Below are 18,597 nucleotides of genomic sequence, written 5' to 3' on the forward strand. Positions count from 1 at the left end.
CGGCCGGGTGCCGTTTGTGCGCCCACTACTCTGGTTGCCATGTCCACCCCACTGAACTCTGCCTTGTTCGATGCGCTGAAACAGCGTGTTGTCATCGGAGACGGGGCGATGGGCACCATGTTGCAGGCTGCGGATCTGTCGCTCGACGACTTCCGTGACCTGGAGGGGTGCAACGAGATCTTGAACGAGACTCGACCGGATGTGATCAAGGGGATCCACCGGGCGTACTTCGAAGCCGGGGCCGACATCGTCTCGACCAATACCTTCGGCTGCAACCTGCCCAACCTCGCCGATTACGACATTTCCGACCGCATTCGCGATCTCTCCGAGCGTGGTACCCGGCTCGCACGGGAGGTGGCAGACGAGATGGGTCCGTCCGCCGACGGTGTACCTCGGATGGTGCTGGGTTCGATGGGTCCGGGCACCAAGTTGCCCACCCTCGGCCATGCACCGTTCGACGTGCTGCGAGATGCCTACGGCGAAGCCGCGATGGGCATGCTCGACGGTGGTGCCGACGCGATCCTCGTCGAGACCTGCCAGGACCTGCTGCAGGCGAAGTCCGCGATCATCGGCAGTCGCCGCGCGATGGAGCAGGCAGGCCGGCGGATCCCGATCATCGCCCATGTCACGGTGGAAACCACCGGCACGATGTTGCTCGGATCGGAGATCGGAGCAGCGCTCACCGCGTTGGAGCCTCTCGGTATCGATCTGATCGGGCTGAATTGTGCGACGGGTCCCGCCGAGATGAGCGAGCATCTGCGGTACTTGTCACAGCATGCCCGCATTCCGGTGTCGGTGATGCCGAACGCCGGTCTGCCGGTGCTCGGTAAGAATGGGGCCGAGTACCCGCTGCTGCCGGACGAGCTTGCGGCGGCGCTCGCTGGGTTCGTCTCGGAGTTCGGGCTCGCGCTTGTCGGTGGGTGCTGCGGTACGACGCCGGAGCACATCCGTCAGGTCGCGGAGGCGGTGCGCGAGGCGCAGCCGGCGACTCGGGCCCCGCAGCACGAGCCGGGTGTGTCGTCGCTGTACACGGCAGTGCCGTTCGAGCAGGATGCGTCGATTCTGATGATCGGTGAGCGCACCAACACGAACGGGTCGAAGGCGTTCCGTGAGGCGATGATCGCCGCGGATTGGGAGAAGTGCCTCGACATCGCCAAGGATCAGATCCGCGACGGCGCGCACATGCTCGACCTCAACGTCGACTACGTGGGTCGCGACGGTGCACGCGACATGTCGGAGCTCGCGTCGCGGTTCGCGACGTCGTCGACGCTGCCGATCATGATCGACTCGACCGAGCCGGACGTGATCCGGGCGGGTCTCGAGCATCTCGGTGGCCGGTGCGCCGTGAACTCGGTGAACTACGAGGACGGTGACGGGCCGGGTTCGCGGTTCCAGCGGATCATGGAGCACGTCGTCGAACACGGCGCGGCGGTGGTCGCGCTGACGATCGACGAGGAAGGTCAGGCACGAACGGCCGAGCACAAGGTGCGTATCGCCGAGCGTCTCATCACGGACCTGACCGAGAACTGGGGCCTCGATCCCGACGACATCATCGTCGATGCGTTGACGTTCCCCATCTCGACGGGGCAGGAGGAGGTGCGGCGCGACGCGATCGAGACGATCGGGGCGATCCGCGAGCTCCACCGGCTGCATCCGCGGGTGCACTTCACCCTGGGAGTGTCGAATGTGTCATTCGGTCTGAACCCGGCGGCGCGGCAGGTACTGAACTCGGTGTTCTTGAACGAGTGCACGGAGGCGGGTCTCGATACCGCGATCGTGCACGCGTCGAAGATCCTGCCGATGGCACGGATCCCCGACGAGCAGCGACAGGTCGCGTTGGATCTGGTGTACGACCGGCGCCGCGAGGGCTACGACCCGCTGCAGAAGCTGATGGAGCTGTTCGAGGGTGTGTCGGCGGCGTCGGCGCGTGAATCCCGCGCGCAGGAGCTCGCTGGGTTGCCGCTGTTCGAGCGTCTCGAGCGGCGGATCGTCGACGGTGAGCGCAACGGTCTCGAAGCAGACCTCGACGAGGCGATGAAGGCGGTGCCGCCGCTGGCGATCATCAACGACACCTTGTTGTCGGGGATGAAGACGGTCGGTGAGTTGTTCGGGTCCGGGCAGATGCAATTACCGTTCGTGTTGCAGTCCGCCGAGGTGATGAAGGCAGCGGTGGCGCATCTCGAGCCGCACATGGAGTCGACGGGCGACGACGGCAAGGGCCGGATCGTCCTGGCGACCGTCAAGGGCGATGTGCATGACATCGGTAAGAACCTTGTGGACATCATTTTGTCGAACAATGGGTACGAGGTGGTCAATCTCGGTATCAAGCAGCCGATTTCGACGATTCTCGAAGCGGCGATCGACAAGCGCGCCGATGTGATCGGCATGTCCGGTCTGCTGGTGAAGTCGACCGTGGTGATGAAGGAGAACCTCGAGGAGCTCAACTCTCGGGGTGTCTCGGAGCAGTTCCCGGTGCTTCTCGGTGGTGCGGCCCTCACTCGGAGCTACGTCGAGAACGATCTGGCCGAGGTGTATGCGGGTGAGGTGTCGTACGCGCGCGACGCGTTCGAGGGACTGACACTGATGGATCGTGTGATGGCGATCAAGCGCGGCGAGGGTCCGGATCCGAACAGCCCGGAGGCGCTCGAAGCCGCGCGCAAGGCAGCCGAGCGCAAGGCGCGGCACGAGCGCAGCAAGCGGATCGCGGAGAAGCGCAAGGCGGAGGAGACTCCGGCTGTGATCCCCGAGCGTAGTGACGTGGCTGCGGATCTGCCGGTGCCGACGCCCCCGTTCTGGGGGACGCGGGTGGTCAAGGGGATCGCGTTGGCGGAGTATGCGTCGTTGGTGGACGAGCGGGCGTTGTTCCTGGGCCAGTGGGGTCTACGGGGACAGCGTGCCGGTGACGGTCCGACGTACGAGGAGTTGGTGGAGTCGGAGGGCCGGCCGCGGTTGCGGTATTGGCTGGATCGGTTGTCGACCGAGGGCATTCTGCAGCATGCTGCGGTGGTGTACGGGTATTTCCCGGCGGTGTCCGAAGGCGATGATGTGGTGATCCTGACGGAGCCGCGTCCGGATGCTCCGGAGCAGTACCGGTTCACGTTCCCGCGTCAGCAGCGGTCGCGGTTCTTGTGCATCGCCGATTTCGTGCGGTCGCGTGAGGATGCGATCGCGTCGGGTGAGGTCGATGTGTGGCCGTTCCAGTTGGTGACGATGGGTCAGCCGATCGCGGATTTCGCGAACGAGTTGTTTGCGTCGAACTCGTACCGCGACTATCTGGAGGTGCACGGTATCGGTGTGCAGTTGACAGAGGCTCTGGCCGAGTACTGGCATCGGCGGATCCGGCAGGAGCTCGCGTTTTCTGGTGGCGGCACCGCTGCCGACGAGGATCCGGACGAGGTGGCCGAGTATTTCAAGCTTGCCTACCGGGGTGCTCGTTTCGCCTTCGGTTACGGCGCGTGCCCGGAGCTCGAGGATCGGATCAAGCTCGTCGAGTTGCTCGAACCGGAGCGGATCGGGGTGGAGCTGTCGGAGGAGTTGCAGTTGCATCCCGAGCAGTCCACCGATGCGTTCGTGCTGCACCACCCGGAGGCCAAGTACTTCAATGTCTGAGTTGATCGGCGACGCACCCGCCATCTCGAAACGGGCGGGTGTGTTGCAGGCGGTGTTGTGGGACATGGACGGCACGCTGCTCGAATCGGAGCAGTTGTGGGACATCGGGATGCGCGAGTTGTCGCTGCATCTCGGTGGGCCCATGTCGGAGGAGGTGCGGATCTCGACGATCGGGGGCCCACTGGATCTGTCGGTGTGGCGGACGTTCGACGGCCTCGGGCTCGACCCGACGCCGGATGAGCAGACTGCCGCGGAGGACTGGCTCAACGCGTACATGTCGGTGTTGTTCGCGAAGGGGTTGCCGTGGCGCCCGGGTGCGCGGGACGCGCTGGGCGCGGTTCGTGCCGCGGGCCTCGGCCAGGCGTTGGTGACCAACACCGGCCGGATGTTGTGCGATGTCGCGCTCGACACCCTCGGTCGCGACCACTTCGATCACACGGTGTGCGGGGACGAGGTTCCCGCGGGCAAGCCGGATCCTGCACCGTATCTGAGGGCAGCGGAGTTGCTGGGGCTCGATCCGGCGCAGTGTCTCGCGGTCGAGGATTCGCCGACGGGTGCGGCGGCTGCGGATGCGGCGGGGTGCACGGTGTTGGTGGTGCCGTCGCTGACGACGGTGCCGGCCTCGTCGCGGCGGGTGTTCCGGTCGACGCTGGAAGGTCTTTCGGTGGCTGATCTGCACGCGCTGCACGCATCCGGGCGGCAGTGATCGTGGCGGTTCCGAAGATCGTCCTGTTCTACAAGTTCACGGCGTTGCCTGATCCGGAGGCGATGCGGTTGTGGCAGCACACCTTGGCCGCGTCGAACGGATTGACCGGCCGGATCCTGGTTTCCGAGCACGGCATCAACGGCACTGTCGGGGGCAACATCGACGCGGTGAAGAAGTATGTGCGGGGGTTGCGCAGCTATCCGGCGTTTCGTGACGTCGACGTCAAGTGGTCCGACGGCACGGGCGACGATTTCCCGCGGTTGTCGGTGAAGGTGCGGCCCGAGATCGTCACGTTCGGGGCGCCGGACGAGGTCAAGGTCGACGAGAACGGTGTGGTCGGCGGCGGGACGCATCTGTCGCCGCACGCCGTGCACGCGTTGATGACCGAGCGGGACGATGTGGTGTTCTTCGATGGCCGCAACAAGCTCGAGGCACAGATCGGGCGGTTCCGGGATGCGGTGGTGCCCGAGGTGGACACCACGCGCGACTTCGTCGCGGAGCTGGACAGCGGCCGGTACGACCACCTCAAGTCGAAGCCGGTGGTGACCTACTGCACGGGTGGGGTGCGGTGTGAGGTGTTGTCGGTGTTGATGCGCAATCGTGGTTTCGAAGAGGTGTACCAGCTCGACGGTGGCATCGTCCGGTATGGCGAGACGTTCGGTGATGCCGGGTTGTGGGAGGGTTCGCTGTACGTCTTCGACGGTCGGATGAATGTGGAGTTCTCCGAGGACGCGGTCACGCTGGGGCGGTGCACTATGTGCGGAACGCCGACGTCGAGGTACCGCAATCATCCTGATGTCAACGGTCGGGAGTTGACGTTGGTGTGTGAGGGATGTGTTCCGGACACGACCGAAGCCGGGGCCTGACGGTGGCCGCTGCGCCGTTGCCGGTGCGCGATGGGTTGGGTCCCGATCGGGTTCGCATGCCGGTCGAGGGTGCCGCGCGCACGGTGCTCGGGTTTCTGCTCGACGAGTATCCGGAGGAGGACTGGCACGTCCGGATTGCGGCACGGGAACTCGTCGATGAGCATGGGCGGCAGGTGGATGAGCTGACTCGGTTCCAGCCGGGCCGGTTCGTGTATTTCTATCGGGAGCCGCCGCCGGAGACGCCGGTGCCGTTCCCGGTGGGGGTGCTGTATCGCGGGGACGGGTTGGTGGTGGTCGACAAGCCTCATTTCCTGTCGACGATCCCGCGGGGTGCGCATATTCGGGAGACGGTGACGGTGCGATTGCGGCGGGATCTGGATCTGCCGGATCTGGTGCCGGTGCATCGGCTCGATCGGATGACCGCCGGGGTGTTGCTGTGCACGAGTGATCCGCTGTTGCGGCGCCCGTATCAGGCGTTGTTCGAGCAGCAGCGGGTGCGCAAGGTGTATGAAGCGATCGCGGGGTATCGGCCGGAGTTGGAGTTTCCACGCACGGTGCGGACGCGGATCGTCAAGCGGCACGGTGAGTTGACGGCGACGCAGGTGCCGGGCGAGCCGAATTCGGAGACGCTGATCGAGTTGGTGGAGCGTCGTGGTGGGCGGGCTCGGTACCGGTTGTACCCGCGCACAGGTCGTACTCATCAATTGCGGTTGCATCTGATGTCGCTGGGTGTGCCGATCGAGGGGGACAATTTCTACCCGGTGTTCGTGCGTCGCGCGCCGGGGCAGTTCACCGATCCGTTGCAGTTGCTGGCGCGCACTTTGGAGTTCGTGGATCCGGTGAGTGGCGCGGTGCGGCGGTTCGACAGTGCGCAGGAGTTGTCGTGGTGAGTGGTGCGGTGTCCTGATTGTGGGTGCGGGGGCGTGGCATGAAACAATCGGTTTCCGTGAAGACCTTCGAATCCCTGTTCGCCGAGCTGACCGAGCGTGCTGCGACCCGTCCTGAGGGTTCCGGCACCGTTGCTGCGTTGGATGCCGGTGTCCATGCGCAGGGCAAGAAGGTACTCGAGGAAGCCGGCGAAGTGTGGATCGCTGCCGAGTACCAGTCCGATGAGGAGCTCGCTGAGGAGATCTCCCAGCTGCTGTACTGGACGCAGGTATTGATGGTGGGGCGTGGCCTGAAGCTCGAGGACGTCTACAAGCATCTGTGACGGGCGGTGACCGCCGCTTCGGTGGTGGGTGTGCCGTCCGTGCCCCGGATGTGTCCTGATCGATCTTCTTGCCCCCTTCTGTCCGAAAGGATTTCTTCCATGCTGCGCGTTGCAGTTCCCAACAAGGGCTCGTTGTCCGAGTCTGCCGCCGAGATTCTGCGGGAGGCCGGTTACCGCTGGCGCTCCGATTCCCGGGATCTGACTGTGATCGACCCGGTCAACGAGGTCGAGTTCTTCTTTTTGCGTCCTAAGGACATCGCGATCTATGTCGGGTCGGGTGAGCTCGATCTGGGTATCACCGGCCGGGATCTGGCGTTGGATTCGGGTGCACCTGTCGCCGAGCGGTTGTCGTTGGGCTTCGGGTCGTCGAGGTTCAGGTATGCGGGTCCGAAGGGTCGGGAGTGGGAGATCGAGGATCTGCGGGGTCTGCGGATCGCGACGTCGTACGCGAATCTGGTGCGTAAGGATCTGGCCGAGCGGGGTATCGAGGCAACGGTGATCCGGCTCGATGGTGCGGTGGAGATCTCGATCCAGCTCGGTGTCGCGGATGCGATCGCCGATGTGGTGGGGTCGGGTCGTACGCTGCGGCAGCACGAGCTGGTGGCGTTCGGGGATTCTTTGTGCGACTCGGAGGGTGTGCTGATCGAGCGGGAGGGCGCGGATCGGACCGATCGGGCCCGCAACCAGCTGATCGCCCGCCTCGAGGGTGTGGTCTTCGCGCAGCAGTACGTGATGATCGACTACGACTGCCCGAAGCACCTGCTCGATGCTGCGGTGAAGGTGACTCCCGGTTTGGAGTCTCCGACGATCTCGCCGCTGGCGAACGACTATTCGGTGGCGGTGCGGGCGATGGTGCCGCGCAAGGGCCACAATGCGGTGATGGATCGGCTTGCGGAGATCGGTGCCCGCGCGATCCTGGCATCGGATATCCGGTCGTGCCGCGCGATGCGGGGCGTCACCGAGGAGTGAAGTGATCCCCCCGCCGCGGGGTGAGGTGACAGGTGCGGTCTCGCGTCAGCGGGGCCGCACCTGCACGTTCTGGGTGATGCGTCCGAGCGGGCCGTGTTCGTCGTGGAGTACTCCGGTGGTCATGCCGATGCCGTCGGGGCCGACGGAGGTTTCGGCGGAGATGCCGGTCCAGTGGCTGTCGGGTTCACGGAACAGGTGCACCGTCAGGTCGGTGTTGAGGAACAGCCAGTGTGCGGGGTCGAGTTTGGATCCGATGCCATTGGCGACGTCTGCGACGGCGAAGAGTCGTTCGAGGGGTGTGAGGGTCTCTCCTTCGACGAGGTCGAGGCGGGTGCGGACCCATGCGGCAGAGGGGCCGGGTATTCCGAACGGGGTCACGATGTGCCAGTCGAGGGTGTCGATGTAGCCGCCGAGCCCGAACAGGGTCATGTCGGAGGTCTCGGCGGTGGGGTCGAAGGGGGCGAGTGCCGGTTCGGAGGTGCGGGCGACGTCGGGGAGGTCGTGGGTCTGCAGGCGCCATCCGGTGCCGCGCGCGACGGCGCGGCCGGTGCCGTCGGGGGCGGTGGCCCACAGTTCGGCGACGACGAGTTCGATCTGTCGGCCGGGCCGGTCGATGCGGGTGCGTACTTCGATGTCGGTCAGCGGTACGGGGCCGAGCAGGTCGATGCAGATACGGGAGAGCCGGGCATCGGGGCGTGGCCGGTGTCGTTCGAGGGCGCGAACGAGCAGGGCGGACGGGGGTGCGCCGTGCTGTAGGTCGGGGCCCCAGGTGCTGACGGCGTGGCGGGTGGGCCGGAAGGATTCGATGTGGGGGTCGGTGGGGGTGCCGTTGAGGGTGGTCCCGGGTCCGGGGATGGGTACGAAGTAGGCGGTGTCGCTCACGCGGGTCGGTCTCCGGGGTCGTCTCGAGGATGGGTGTCCGATGATGGCATGTGGGGGGTGTGGAGGGTCTCGGGTGGTCGCCCTGGCAGGCTGGTGTGCGGCCTGGCACCGTGTCGGGTCTGGGCGTCACGGGTGTGGCGGTTGCATGTAGGCGAAGGTGGCACGGCGATGGCAGTAGGCGGACTCGGGCGCAGCGGACCGTTCGGGGTGGGGGATCGGGTGCAGTTGACCGACGCCAAGGGCCGCAAGTACACGGTGGTCCTCGAGTCCGGTAAGGAGTTCCACACCCATCGCGGGGGGATCGTGCACGACGATCTGATCGGTGCGGACGAGGGCACGGTGGTGACCTCGACGAACGGCACGCCGTATCTGGCGTTGCGTCCGCTGCTGGTGGACTATGTGCTGTCGATGCCGCGCGGAGCGCAGGTGATCTACCCGAAGGATGCGGCGCAGATCGTGCACGAGGGGGATGTGTTCCCGGGGGCTCGGGTGCTCGAGGCGGGTGCGGGCTCGGGTGCGTTGACGTGTTCGTTGCTGCGGGCGGTGGGCCCTGAGGGCAAGGTGATCTCGTACGAGGTGCGCGATGATCATGCGGTGCATGCCGTGCGCAATGTGGAGACGTTCTTCGGGGAGCGCCCGGCGAATTGGGATCTGACGGTCGCCGATGTCGCGTCGTACGACGTCGAGAAGCACGGGTCGGTGGATCGGGTGGTGTTGGATATGTTGGCGCCGTGGGATGCGTTGCCGGCGGTGGCGAATGCTTTGGTGCCCGGTGGTGTGTTGCTCGTGTATGTGGCGACGGTGACGCAGTTGTCGAAGGTCGTCGAGGCGATGCGCGAGCAGACGTGCTGGACCGAGCCGCGGTCGTGGGAGTCGATGGTGCGGGACTGGCATGTGGTGGGGTTGGCGGTGCGGCCGGAGCATCGGATGCAGGGGCACACTGCGTTTCTGGTGTCGGCCCGCAAGTTGGCCGAGGGCACGGTCACCCCGAAGCCGCAGCGGCGCCCCAGCAAGGGCTGAGACGCCGCCGTGCGGTGATGTGCCGGTTCACTCGCAGGTGAGGCGACCCATTTCGAGGACGGAGCACGTGCTGTCGTCGGCGAGCAGCCACGCGTCGTCTACCTCGGTGAAGGTCAGGGTCACGGGTGCGCCGCCGTGCGGTCCGGCGATCTCGGTGACGGCGGTGACGGTGGTGTCGTCTACGCCGTTGACCTCCCCGACCGCGGCGGTGAGGGGGTAGCCGGTGAGCACTTCGTTGAATTGGGTGATCACGGCTGTGCGGGCCTCACCGTTTTCGATGACGGCAATCTTGGCGTCGACGGGGGCGGCGGGGTCGAAGAACACGTCCATCTGGGTCTGGAGTTCGGCGGCGTCGACGGGGGCCTCGGCAGTGCCACTGGTCGTCTCGGCGGCGGTGGTTGGCTCGGTATCGGTGGTGTCGGCGCTGGTCGTGGTGGTCGCCTCGTCGGTGGTGGTGTCGCTGTCTGAGGAGCAGGCGGGCAGCACGGTGACGGCGAGGACGGTGGCCGCGGCGGCCCAGAGGGTGCGGGTGTTCACAGGAGCAGTCCTTTCGGGAACAAACGAAACGGCACGATTGTCGAGATTAGGCAAGGCTAACAGTGTGGTGAGGGGGTGCGTCGCCGTGTACCCGTGACTGAGGCGACACGCGTTCGCAACACGAGGATTTCGTGTCGCCCCCCACTTTCGGCGAACTGCCGGTAGCGTGGAATGACCAAGTGGAGGGAGTCGCACATGACCTCGTCAGAGAATCCGGATTCGGGTGCTGCCGCACGGGAACTCGAAGAACTGCGCGCCGAGGTGGTCGCCCTCCGGACCAGGCTCACCGAACCGTCCGATCGTGTCCGCGACCTCGAATCGAGGCTCGAGTCGGTCACGGTACGTAATGGGAAGCTGCTCGAGACCCTCAAGGAGGCGCGTCAGCAGTTGCTCACGCTCCGCGAGGAGGTCGATCGGCTCGGTCAACCGCCCAGCGGGTACGGGGTGCTGCTCGAGTCGTTCGAGGACAGCACCGTCGACGTGTTCACCTCGGGCCGCAAGATGCGGGTGGGGGTGTCCCCGAATCTCGAGATCGACTCGTTCCGGACCGGCCAGACCGTGCGCTTGAACGAGGCGTTGACGGTGGTCGAGGTCGGTGGGTTCGAACGTGTCGGTGAGATCACCACATTGCGCGAGTTGCTCGACGACGGGCGCCGCGCGCTGGTGGTCGGGCATGCCGACGAGGAGCGGGTGGTGTGGCTGTCGGAACCGCTCGCGCAGATCGCGGCCCGCAGCCTCGATTCGTCGGTCGAGGAGGTCACCGACGAGAACGGTGACCGGCTCACGCTGCGGTCGGGTGATTCGTTGCTGGTCGACAGCAAGGCCGGGTATGCGTTCGAGCGGATCCCCAAGGCCGAGGTCGAGGATCTGGTGCTCGAAGAGGTGCCGGATGTCGACTACGGCGATATCGGTGGTCTGGGGCGGCAGATCGAGCAGATCCGCGATGCCGTCGAGTTGCCGTTTCTGCACAAGGACCTGTTCCGCGAATACGCGTTGCGGCCACCGAAGGGTGTGCTGCTGTACGGACCGCCCGGGTGCGGTAAGACCCTCATTGCGAAGGCGGTCGCGAATTCGCTGGCGAAGAAGATCGCCGAGGCCCGTGGTGAGGATTCGAAGGAAGCCAAGTCCTTCTTCCTCAACATCAAGGGTCCGGAGCTGCTCAACAAGTTCGTCGGTGAAACCGAGCGGCACATCCGGATGATCTTCCAGCGGGCCCGGGAGAAGGCGTCCGAGGGCACTCCGGTGATCGTGTTCTTCGACGAGATGGATTCGATCTTCCGTACCCGCGGGTCGGGTGTGTCGTCGGATGTGGAGACGACGGTCGTGCCGCAGTTGCTCAGTGAGATCGATGGTGTCGAGGGGCTCGAGAACGTCATCGTCATCGGTGCGTCCAACCGCGAGGACATGATCGACCCGGCGATCCTGCGCCCGGGTCGGCTCGATGTGAAGATCAAGATCGAGCGTCCCGACGCTGAGGCTGCGCTGGACATCTTCTCGAAGTACCTGACGGAGCAGTTGCCGGTGCATGCCGACGACATCGCCGAGTTCGGTGGCGATCGGTCGGCGTGCGTGCGGGCGATGATCGAGCGGGTGGTCGATCGGATGTACGCGGAGTCCGAGGAGAATCGGTTCCTGGAGGTCACCTACGCGAACGGCGACAAGGAGGTCCTGTACTTCAAGGACTTCAACTCGGGCGCGATGATCCAGAACATCGTCGACCGCGCGAAGAAGTATGCGATCAAGGCGGTGCTGGACACCGGAGCGAACGGTCTGCGGGTGCAGCATCTGCTGGACTCGATCGTCGACGAGTTCGCCGAGAACGAGGATCTGCCCAACACCACCAACCCCGACGACTGGGCACGGATCTCCGGGAAGAAGGGCGAGCGGATCGTGTACATCCGCACGTTGGTCACGGGCAAGAATGCGAGTGCGAGCCGCGCGATCGACACCGAGTCGAACACCGGCCAGTACCTGTAGCGGACCGGTATGCCGACCGGGGAGGCGCCATGCCGCTGCCGCGCGTGTTGGCCCGGGCCAATCGGGTCGTCACGAACCGGATCGCGACACCGGTGGCCTGGTATCTGCCGGGCACCGGTGTCGTCGAGCATCGCGGTCGCCGGTCCGGCCGGCAGTACCGGACACCGGTGCTGCTGTTCACCGACGGTGCGCGGTTTCGGGTGGCGTTGACGTACGGCACCGGCACCGATTGGGTGCGGAATGTGCGGGCCGCCGGGGGTGCTGCGGTGCTGACCCGCGGTCGGCGGGTGCCGGTGTCGGACCCGAGAATCGGCGATGATCCGCGGGCCGGGTGGGCGCCGTGGCCGGTCGCGGCGGTGTTGCGGCTGATCGATGCGTCGAGCTATCTGGATTGCACGGCCCGCCGCACTGGCGCCGGTTCGCCGATCACCTAGTCTCGACGGTATGCAGCGGATCATCGGTATCGAGGTCGAATACGGGATTTCGTCGCCCAGTGACCCCACAGCGAACCCCATCCTGACATCCACCCAGGCGGTCCTGGCGTACGCGGCGGCGGCGGGGGTGCCGCGCGCGAAGCGGACCCGCTGGGACTACGAGGTGGAGTCACCGCTGCGGGATGCCCGCGGCTTCGATCTGGGGCGCTTCAACGGTCCGGCGCCGGTGATCGATGCCGATGAGGTCGGTGCGGCCAACATGATCCTCACCAACGGGGCGCGCCTGTATGTCGATCATGCGCATCCCGAATTCTCGGCACCGGAGGTCACCGACCCGCTCGATGCGGTGATCTGGGACAAGGCCGGCGAGCGGGTGATGGAGGCCGCGGCCAGGCATGCGTCGAGTGTGCCCGGTGCGCCGCGCCTGCAGTTGTACAAGAACAACGTCGACGGCAAGGGTGCGTCCTACGGCACGCATGAGAACTATCTGATGGCGCGGGACACCCCGTTCTCGGCGGTGATCGCGGGCCTGACCCCGTTCTTCGCGTCGCGGCAGGTGATCTGTGGGTCCGGGCGGGTGGGGATCGGGCAGTCCGGTGACGAACCCGGTTTCCAGCTGTCGCAGCGCGCCGATTACATCGAGGTCGAGGTCGGGTTGGAGACCACCCTCAAGCGCGGCATCATCAATACTCGCGACGAGCCGCACGCCGACCCCGACAAGTATCGGCGTCTGCATGTGATCATCGGTGATGCGAACCTGGCGGAGATGTCGACGTACCTGAAGGTCGGCACGACGGCGTTGGTGCTCGATCTGATCGAGGCGGGCGTCGATCTGTCGGATCTGCAGTTGGCGCGGCCGGTCACGGCGGTGCACCACATCAGTCACGATCCGACTCTACGCAAGACGGTGGCCTTGTCGGACGGCCGGGAGGTCACGGGTCTGGCGTTGCAGCGTCTGTACCATGAGCGGGCCGCGAAGTTCCACGATGGCACCGACGACGCGCGGGTCGTCGATATTCTGGACAAGTGGGCGATGGTGCTCGATCTGCTCGAGCGGGATCCGATGGAATGCGCGGATCTGCTGGACTGGCCTGCGAAACTGCGGTTGCTCGAAGGGTTCCGGCAGCGGGAGAGCTTGGCGTGGTCGGCGCCGCGGCTGCACATGGTGGATCTGCAGTATTCGGATGTGCGTCTCGACAAGGGCCTGTACAACCGGCTCGTGGCCCGCGGGTCGATGCAGCGTCTGGTCAGCGAACAGCAGGTGCTCGACGCGGTGGATACCCCGCCGACGGACACCCGCGCGTATTTCCGCGGTGAGTGCCTGCGCCGGTTCGGTGCCGATATCGCGGCGGCGTCGTGGGATTCGGTGATCTTCGATCTCGGCGGCGAGTCGCTGGTGCGGATCCCGACTCTCGAGCCGTTGCGGGGCAGCCGCGCGCATGTCGGGGAGCTGCTCGAGACGGCGCAGTCGGCGGCGGAACTGGTCGATCAGCTCACTCACTGACCGTCGGATCATCCCGATGGGAGTGGGGTGCTGCGGTGGCGACACGCGCCGGGACGCCACGCGCAGTGGCGTCTGCTCGGTAGTGTGGAGATCGATGTCGTGGTGTGCGGCACGGTCGCCGACCGGGGTCGTGTGCCACTCGAGTGCAGGAGGAGGTCGCGGCTATGGCGCAGGAGCAGACCACACGCGGTGGCGGCGGAGACGACGACGAGATCACCGGCGACGGCGGGGCAGGGCAGGAACGCCGCGAGAAGCTGGCCTCGGAGACCGACGATCTCCTCGACGAGATCGATGATGTGCTCGAGGAGAATGCGGAGGACTTCGTCCGGGCGTATGTGCAGAAGGGTGGCCAGTGACAGCGGACAGATCCTCGCTTCCTTACCGCGAGGTGCAGGGGCGCCTGCACCTCGCGTCCCCACTGTCGTCGTTCACCGATCATCTTCGGGCCTATGCGCCGGAGTTGTTGCCGGAGAATCGGTTCGCGCGTGAGCTGGGCAGTTTCGGTGAGCTTGCACCGCACGGCACCACCATTGTGGCGGTCGCATTCGACGGTGGGGTGATCCTCGCCGGTGATCGGCGGGCCACGATGGGCAACATGATTGCGTCACGTGACGTGGAGAAGGTGTTCGTTACCGACGCGTATTCCGCGGCGGGTATCGCCGGTACCGCGGGGCTGGCCGTCGAGATGGTGCGGTTGTTCGCGGTCGAACTCGAACACTACGAGAAGATCGAGGGTGTGTCGCTGACTTTCGACGGCAAGGCGAACCGGCTGGCGTCGATGGTGCGTGGCAATCTCGGTGCGGCCATGCAGGGCCTTGCGGTGGTGCCGTTGCTCGTCGGGTTCGATGTGGATGCGCCTGATGTGCGTCGTGCGGGGCGGATCGTGTCGTACGACGTGGTCGGTGGCCGCTATGAGGAACGTGCCGGGTATCACGCGGTGGGTTCCGGGTCGGTGTTCGCGAAGTCGTCTCTCAAGAAGCTCTACCGCGCCGACGCCGACGAGGCGACCGCGCTGCGCACCGCCGTCGAGGCGTTGTACGACGCGGCCGACGACGATTCGGCGACCGGTGGGCCGGACACGACCCGCGGGATCTATCCGACCGCGGTGGCAGTCACCGAGGCCGGGGCGGTCGTGGTCCCGGAGGCGGATCTGGCGGAGTTGGCGCAGGCAATCGTGGTCGACCGTACTGCAGGAGGTGCCCGATGACGTTGCCGTATTACGCATCCGCCGAGCAGATCATGCGTGATCGCTCGGAGTTGGCCCGTAAGGGCATCGCCCGAGGGCGCAGTGTGATCGCGTTGATCTACGCGGACGGTGTGGTGTTCGTGGCGGAGAATCCGTCGAAGGCGCTGCACAAGATCAGTGAACTGTACGACCGGCTGGGGTTCGCCGCGGTCGGTAAGTACAACGAGTTCGAAGCGTTGCGGCGCTCCGGGATCATGCGCGCCGACATGCTCGGCTATTCGTACGATCGGCGTGATGTGACGGGCCGGTCGCTCGCGAATGCGTACGCGCAGACTCTGGGAACGATCTTCACCGACCAGCCGAAGCCGTACGAGGTGGAGATCTGTGTCGCGGAGGTCGGTCAGGCCGGCGGCAACGAGTCGGCGCAGCTGTATCGCATCACCTACGACGGGTCGATCGTCGACGAACCGCAGTTCGTGGTAATGGGCGGCAACACCGAACCGATCCTGACGGCGGTACGGGAGTCGTACCGTCCGGGTCTGGCATTGGCGGACGCTGTGCAGGTGGCCGTGTCCGCGCTGCAGAAGGGCACCTCCACCGGGGCGGATTCCGTGGGTCGGGTCCTCGGTCGCGGGGAGCTCGAAGTGGCGGTGCTCGAGCGGTCCCGGCCGCGGCGCGCGTTCCGCCGTATCTCCGGCGCGGTCCTCGACGCGCTGCTGCCCGCTGCCGCGACCCCGGACGCCCCGAAGAGCGACGGCGACACCGATCAGGGTGCGAGCTGAGCGTCCGGTAGCCGGTACACGGTCAACGCCGACGGCACCGCCTTCACCTCGAAGGCGGTGCCGTCGGCTGTGACCTCCCCGTCGGTCGCCAACGTCACCGGCGGCCCGTCGAGGTGCACTGACAGCGAGGTGACGTCCTGCTGCCGGTACACAGCGCTGGTGCCGAGGGTGCCGGTCGCCGCGGCGAACAACAGCCGGGTGCGTGACCAGCGTCGATCCGCACGGAGATAGCGCACGTCGAGGGTGCCGGCGTCCAGCGCGGTCCGCGACATCGGCACCTGGTCGGTGGGCCGGTAGTGGCCGTTGCCGACGAACAGCAACCACAGCGCCATCTCGGTGCCGTCGACCCGCGCACGGATCGGTTCGGCGGTGGCGAGCACCGTGATCATCGCGGCGGCGGCCGCAGGCCATTTCCCGATCCGGGGTTGCCACTTGTCTCGTAACCGCACCGAATCCGGGTAGCCGCCGAGGCTGGCGGTGTTGACGAAAACCTGGTCGCTGCGCCCATCGGGGCCGTGCACGGTCACCGCCCCCACGTCGACGCGCGCGGCCTGCCCGTCGGTCACGGCCCGCACCGTGTCGTCGAGGGTTCCTGCGCCGACGTCCAGCGCGAAATGGTTGAGGGTGCCGCCGGGGAAGACCGCAAGCGGCAGATCATGACGGTGGGCGATCGCAGCGACGGTCTGCACGGTGCCGTCCCCACCGCACACGCCCAGCGCCTGCGGTCGTGTGGTGGCGACGAGCTGTTCGAGCCATCGGTCGAGATCGGTGTCGGCTTCGAGTTCGGCGATATGGGCGTGCGGCAGCCGGTCGGCGAGGTCGTCGGCGGTACCGGAACCGGTGCCGGATCGAGGATTGACCACCACCAGCAGTCCTGCACCGGCGGGTAGTGCCGGGGCGTCGGCGGTGGTGTCGGCGCGGGCCGGTTCGTCGGCGCGGACCGCCCACCAGCGCCGGGTTGACAGCGCGACCGCGGAGCCGATGGCGGCCCCGAACAGCACGTCGCCGGGCCAATGCACCCCGGTGTGCACCCGTGAATAGGCGACGAGCGCCGCGAGCGGGGCCAGGACGGCACCCGCGACCGGTGATTCGAGTGCAACCCCCGTCACGAACGCTGCGGCGGAGGCGGAATGCCCGGACGGGAACGACGAGGATGCCGGAATCGGCACGAGGCGCCGCGCGAACCGCGGATCGGTGCGGGCCGGGGGCCTACGGCGCGGCAGCAACGGTTTGAGGATGCCGTTGGCCAGCGCGCTGGCGCCGGCGACCGACGCCAATCCGCGCACCGCGCCGCGGCGGGCACGGCCCCCGCACAGCACACACACGGCAGCGCAACCCATCCACAGGACACTGTGGTCGGCGCTGCGGGTCAGGCGCCGGAAGAGCGGATCGACGGCGGTGGGCACACGGTCGGTGAGCGCGAAGAGGGCGTGGTCGGCATCGCGGGTGTGTCGACGGAAGGTCACAGCTGGACACTGTAGATGCGTTGCACCCTCTCGGTGTTACGTGCGCGCGGTACTGTCGAAGTGTGCAGCGACGAATCATGGGTATCGAGACGGAGTTCGGCGTCACGTGCACCTTCCACGGACATCGCAGGTTGAGCCCGGACGAGGTGGCCCGCTATCTGTTCCGGCGGGTGGTGTCGTGGGGTCGCAGCTCGAATGTGTTCCTTCGGAACGGGGCGCGCCTGTATCTCGATGTGGGTTCCCACCCGGAGTACGCGACCGCCGAGTGTGACGATCTGCTTCAGCTGGTCGAGCACGATCATGCGGGGGAGCGGGTGCTCGAAGATCTGCTCGTCGACGCGGAGGAACGCCTCGCCGAGGAAGGTATCGGCGGCGACATCTATCTGTTCAAGAACAACACCGATTCGGCCGGGAATTCGTATGGTTGCCACGAGAATTTCCTGGTGGCGCGGGTCGGGGAGTTTTCGCGCATCTCGGATGTGCTGTTGCCGTTCTTGGTGACCCGGCAGCTGATCTGCGGGGCCGGGAAGGTGTTGCAGACACCGAAAGCGGCCACGTTCTGCCTGTCGCAGCGCGCCGAGCACATCTGGGAGGGTGTCTCCTCGGCGACGACCCGGTCGCGGCCGATCATCAACACCCGCGACGAGCCGCACGCGGACGCCGAGAAGTATCGGCGGCTGCATGTGATCGTGGGCGATTCGAATATGTCGGAGACCACGACGATGCTCAAGGTCGGGTCGGCGTCGTTGGTACTCGAGATGATCGAGGCCGGGATTTCGTTCCGCGATTTCGCGTTGGACAATCCCATTCGCGCGATCCGGGAGGTCAGTCACGATATGACCGGGCGGCGCCCGGTGCGTCTGGCGGGAGGCCGGCAGGCCAGTGCCCTCGACATCCAACGCGAATACCATGCGCGGGCGGTGGAATATCTGCGGCACCGCGAGCCGGATGCGCATGTGGCGCAGGTGGTGGACCTGTGGGGTCGGGTGCTCGACGCCGTGGAATCGCAGGATTTCGCGAAGGTCGACACCGAGGTCGACTGGGTGATCAAGCGCAAACTGTTCCAGCGGTACCAGGATCGCTACGACATGGAGTTGTCGGATCCGAAGATCGCGCAGCTCGACCTGGCCTATCACGACATCAAACGCGGTCGGGGTGTGTTCGATCTGTTGCAGCGTAAGGGTCTGGCGACGCGGTTGACCACCGACGAATCGGTGGATCGGGCGGTGGAGACGCCGCCGCAGACGACCCGCGCGAAGTTGCGTGGGGATTTCATTGCGGCGGCGCAGGAGGCGGGCCGCGACTTCACGGTCGACTGGGTGCATCTCAAGCTCAACGATCAGGCGCAGCGCACCGTGTTGTGCAAAGACCCGTTCCGGTCGGTCGACGAGCGGGTCGATCGGCTCATCGCCTCGATGTAGCAGCGACCGCGACGAAGAACACGGCCAC

The 18,597-nt window shown here is 66.2% G+C and carries 17 protein-coding genes; 14 read left to right on the plus strand and 3 right to left on the minus strand.

What is annotated here, in order from left to right:
- Window positions 1-39 precede the first annotated feature (39 nt).
- The 6 genes from metH (at window position 40) to hisG (ending at window position 7,360) form a co-directional block, all read left to right on the plus strand.
- On the plus strand, window positions 40-3,609 hold the full coding sequence (metH, locus tag EV641_RS18860; RefSeq protein WP_132473728.1) for a methionine synthase: 3,570 nt from the start codon (window positions 40-42) through the stop codon (window positions 3,607-3,609).
- Entirely contained in the window at window positions 3,602-4,315 is a 714-nt protein-coding gene (locus tag EV641_RS18865) for an HAD family phosphatase (protein ID WP_132473730.1), read from the plus strand. The genes metH and EV641_RS18865 overlap by 8 nt, the downstream gene beginning before the upstream one ends.
- A gap of 2 nt (window positions 4,316-4,317) precedes the next feature.
- Window positions 4,318-5,181, plus strand: coding sequence for a rhodanese-related sulfurtransferase (locus EV641_RS18870; protein WP_132473732.1), 864 nt, complete (start codon window positions 4,318-4,320; stop codon window positions 5,179-5,181).
- 2 nt (window positions 5,182-5,183) lie between these two features.
- The gene (locus tag EV641_RS18875) at window positions 5,184-6,071 is read left to right on the plus strand and encodes a pseudouridine synthase (RefSeq protein WP_199233320.1); all 888 of its coding nucleotides are present in this window, start codon (window positions 5,184-5,186) and stop codon (window positions 6,069-6,071) included.
- A gap of 38 nt (window positions 6,072-6,109) precedes the next feature.
- The gene (locus tag EV641_RS18880) at window positions 6,110-6,391 is read left to right on the plus strand and encodes a phosphoribosyl-ATP diphosphatase (protein ID WP_199233311.1); all 282 of its coding nucleotides are present in this window, start codon (window positions 6,110-6,112) and stop codon (window positions 6,389-6,391) included.
- Between the two features lie 99 nt (window positions 6,392-6,490).
- Window positions 6,491-7,360, plus strand: coding sequence for an ATP phosphoribosyltransferase (gene hisG / locus EV641_RS18885; protein WP_132473734.1), 870 nt, complete (start codon window positions 6,491-6,493; stop codon window positions 7,358-7,360).
- A gap of 45 nt (window positions 7,361-7,405) precedes the next feature.
- Here the strand turns inward: hisG and EV641_RS18890 are convergent, their stop codons facing one another.
- Window positions 7,406-8,242 (minus strand): thioesterase family protein, encoded by an 837-nt coding sequence (locus EV641_RS18890; protein WP_132473736.1) that lies wholly within the window; start codon window positions 8,240-8,242, stop codon window positions 7,406-7,408.
- Window positions 8,243-8,410: 168 nt separating this feature from the next.
- Between EV641_RS18890 and EV641_RS18895 the strand changes: the two genes are divergently transcribed.
- A complete protein-coding gene (locus tag EV641_RS18895) occupies window positions 8,411-9,262 on the plus strand; it encodes a tRNA (adenine-N1)-methyltransferase (protein WP_054719332.1) in 852 nt (283 codons plus the stop codon).
- Window positions 9,263-9,289: 27 nt separating this feature from the next.
- On the opposite strand, the gene EV641_RS18900 is transcribed toward EV641_RS18895, so the two are convergent.
- Entirely contained in the window at window positions 9,290-9,799 is a 510-nt protein-coding gene (locus EV641_RS18900) for a nuclear transport factor 2 family protein (RefSeq protein ID WP_132473738.1), read from the minus strand.
- Window positions 9,800-9,994: 195 nt separating this feature from the next.
- On the opposite strand from EV641_RS18900, the gene arc reads away from it, so the two are divergent.
- The 6 genes from arc (at window position 9,995) to prcA (ending at window position 15,682) form a co-directional block, all read left to right on the plus strand.
- Window positions 9,995-11,776, plus strand: a complete 1,782-nt coding sequence (gene arc, locus EV641_RS18905; protein WP_132473740.1) for a proteasome ATPase — start codon at window positions 9,995-9,997, stop codon at window positions 11,774-11,776.
- A gap of 29 nt (window positions 11,777-11,805) precedes the next feature.
- The gene (locus EV641_RS18910) at window positions 11,806-12,210 is read left to right on the plus strand and encodes a nitroreductase family deazaflavin-dependent oxidoreductase (RefSeq protein ID WP_132473742.1); all 405 of its coding nucleotides are present in this window, start codon (window positions 11,806-11,808) and stop codon (window positions 12,208-12,210) included.
- A gap of 10 nt (window positions 12,211-12,220) precedes the next feature.
- Complete coding sequence (gene dop / locus EV641_RS18915; RefSeq protein ID WP_132473744.1) at window positions 12,221-13,714, plus strand: depupylase/deamidase Dop; 1,494 nt, start codon at window positions 12,221-12,223, stop codon at window positions 13,712-13,714.
- A 164-nt stretch (window positions 13,715-13,878) separates the two neighbouring features.
- On the plus strand, window positions 13,879-14,070 hold the full coding sequence (locus EV641_RS18920; RefSeq protein ID WP_054720508.1) for a ubiquitin-like protein Pup: 192 nt from the start codon (window positions 13,879-13,881) through the stop codon (window positions 14,068-14,070).
- Window positions 14,067-14,921, plus strand: a complete 855-nt coding sequence (prcB, locus tag EV641_RS18925; protein WP_132473746.1) for a proteasome subunit beta — start codon at window positions 14,067-14,069, stop codon at window positions 14,919-14,921. Before EV641_RS18920 ends, prcB begins: the two co-directional genes overlap by 4 nt.
- Entirely contained in the window at window positions 14,918-15,682 is a 765-nt protein-coding gene (prcA, locus tag EV641_RS18930; RefSeq protein WP_132473748.1) for a proteasome subunit alpha, read from the plus strand. Before prcB ends, prcA begins: the two co-directional genes overlap by 4 nt.
- Here the strand turns inward: prcA and EV641_RS18935 are convergent.
- A complete protein-coding gene (locus EV641_RS18935; RefSeq protein WP_241997359.1) occupies window positions 15,667-17,088 on the minus strand; it encodes a bifunctional phosphatase PAP2/diacylglycerol kinase family protein in 1,422 nt (473 codons plus the stop codon). The genes prcA and EV641_RS18935 overlap by 16 nt on opposite strands.
- Window positions 17,089-17,210: 122 nt before the next feature.
- Between EV641_RS18935 and pafA the strand changes: the two genes are divergently transcribed.
- Window positions 17,211-18,569 carry a Pup--protein ligase gene (gene pafA / locus EV641_RS18940; protein ID WP_199233312.1) on the plus strand — a complete coding sequence of 453 codons (1,359 nt, stop codon included), beginning with the start codon at window positions 17,211-17,213 and terminating at the stop codon, window positions 18,567-18,569.
- The last annotated feature ends 28 nt before the right edge of the window (window positions 18,570-18,597 follow it).

This window comes from Rhodococcus sp. SMB37, assembly GCF_004345605.1.
Lineage (GTDB): Bacteria > Actinomycetota > Actinomycetes > Mycobacteriales > Mycobacteriaceae > Rhodococcus.

Excerpts from the sequence above, each read along its gene's own strand:
- EV641_RS18895 (WP_054719332.1), top strand. The coding sequence starts at position 8,411 with ATGGCAGTAGGCGGACTCGGGCGCAGCGGACCGTTCGGGGTGGGGGAT.
- EV641_RS18910 (WP_132473742.1), top strand. The coding sequence starts at position 11,806 with ATGCCGCTGCCGCGCGTGTTGGCCCGGGCCAATCGGGTCGTCACGAAC.
- EV641_RS18880 (WP_199233311.1), top strand. The coding sequence starts at position 6,110 with ATGAAACAATCGGTTTCCGTGAAGACCTTCGAATCCCTGTTCGCCGAG.
- EV641_RS18920 (WP_054720508.1), top strand. The coding sequence starts at position 13,879 with ATGGCGCAGGAGCAGACCACACGCGGTGGCGGCGGAGACGACGACGAG.
- arc (WP_132473740.1), top strand. The coding sequence starts at position 9,995 with ATGACCTCGTCAGAGAATCCGGATTCGGGTGCTGCCGCACGGGAACTC.
- metH (WP_132473728.1), top strand. The coding sequence starts at position 40 with ATGTCCACCCCACTGAACTCTGCCTTGTTCGATGCGCTGAAACAGCGT.
- prcA (WP_132473748.1), top strand. The coding sequence starts at position 14,918 with ATGACGTTGCCGTATTACGCATCCGCCGAGCAGATCATGCGTGATCGC.
- EV641_RS18865 (WP_132473730.1), top strand. The coding sequence starts at position 3,602 with ATGTCTGAGTTGATCGGCGACGCACCCGCCATCTCGAAACGGGCGGGT.
- hisG (WP_132473734.1), top strand. The coding sequence starts at position 6,491 with ATGCTGCGCGTTGCAGTTCCCAACAAGGGCTCGTTGTCCGAGTCTGCC.
- dop (WP_132473744.1), top strand. The coding sequence starts at position 12,221 with ATGCAGCGGATCATCGGTATCGAGGTCGAATACGGGATTTCGTCGCCC.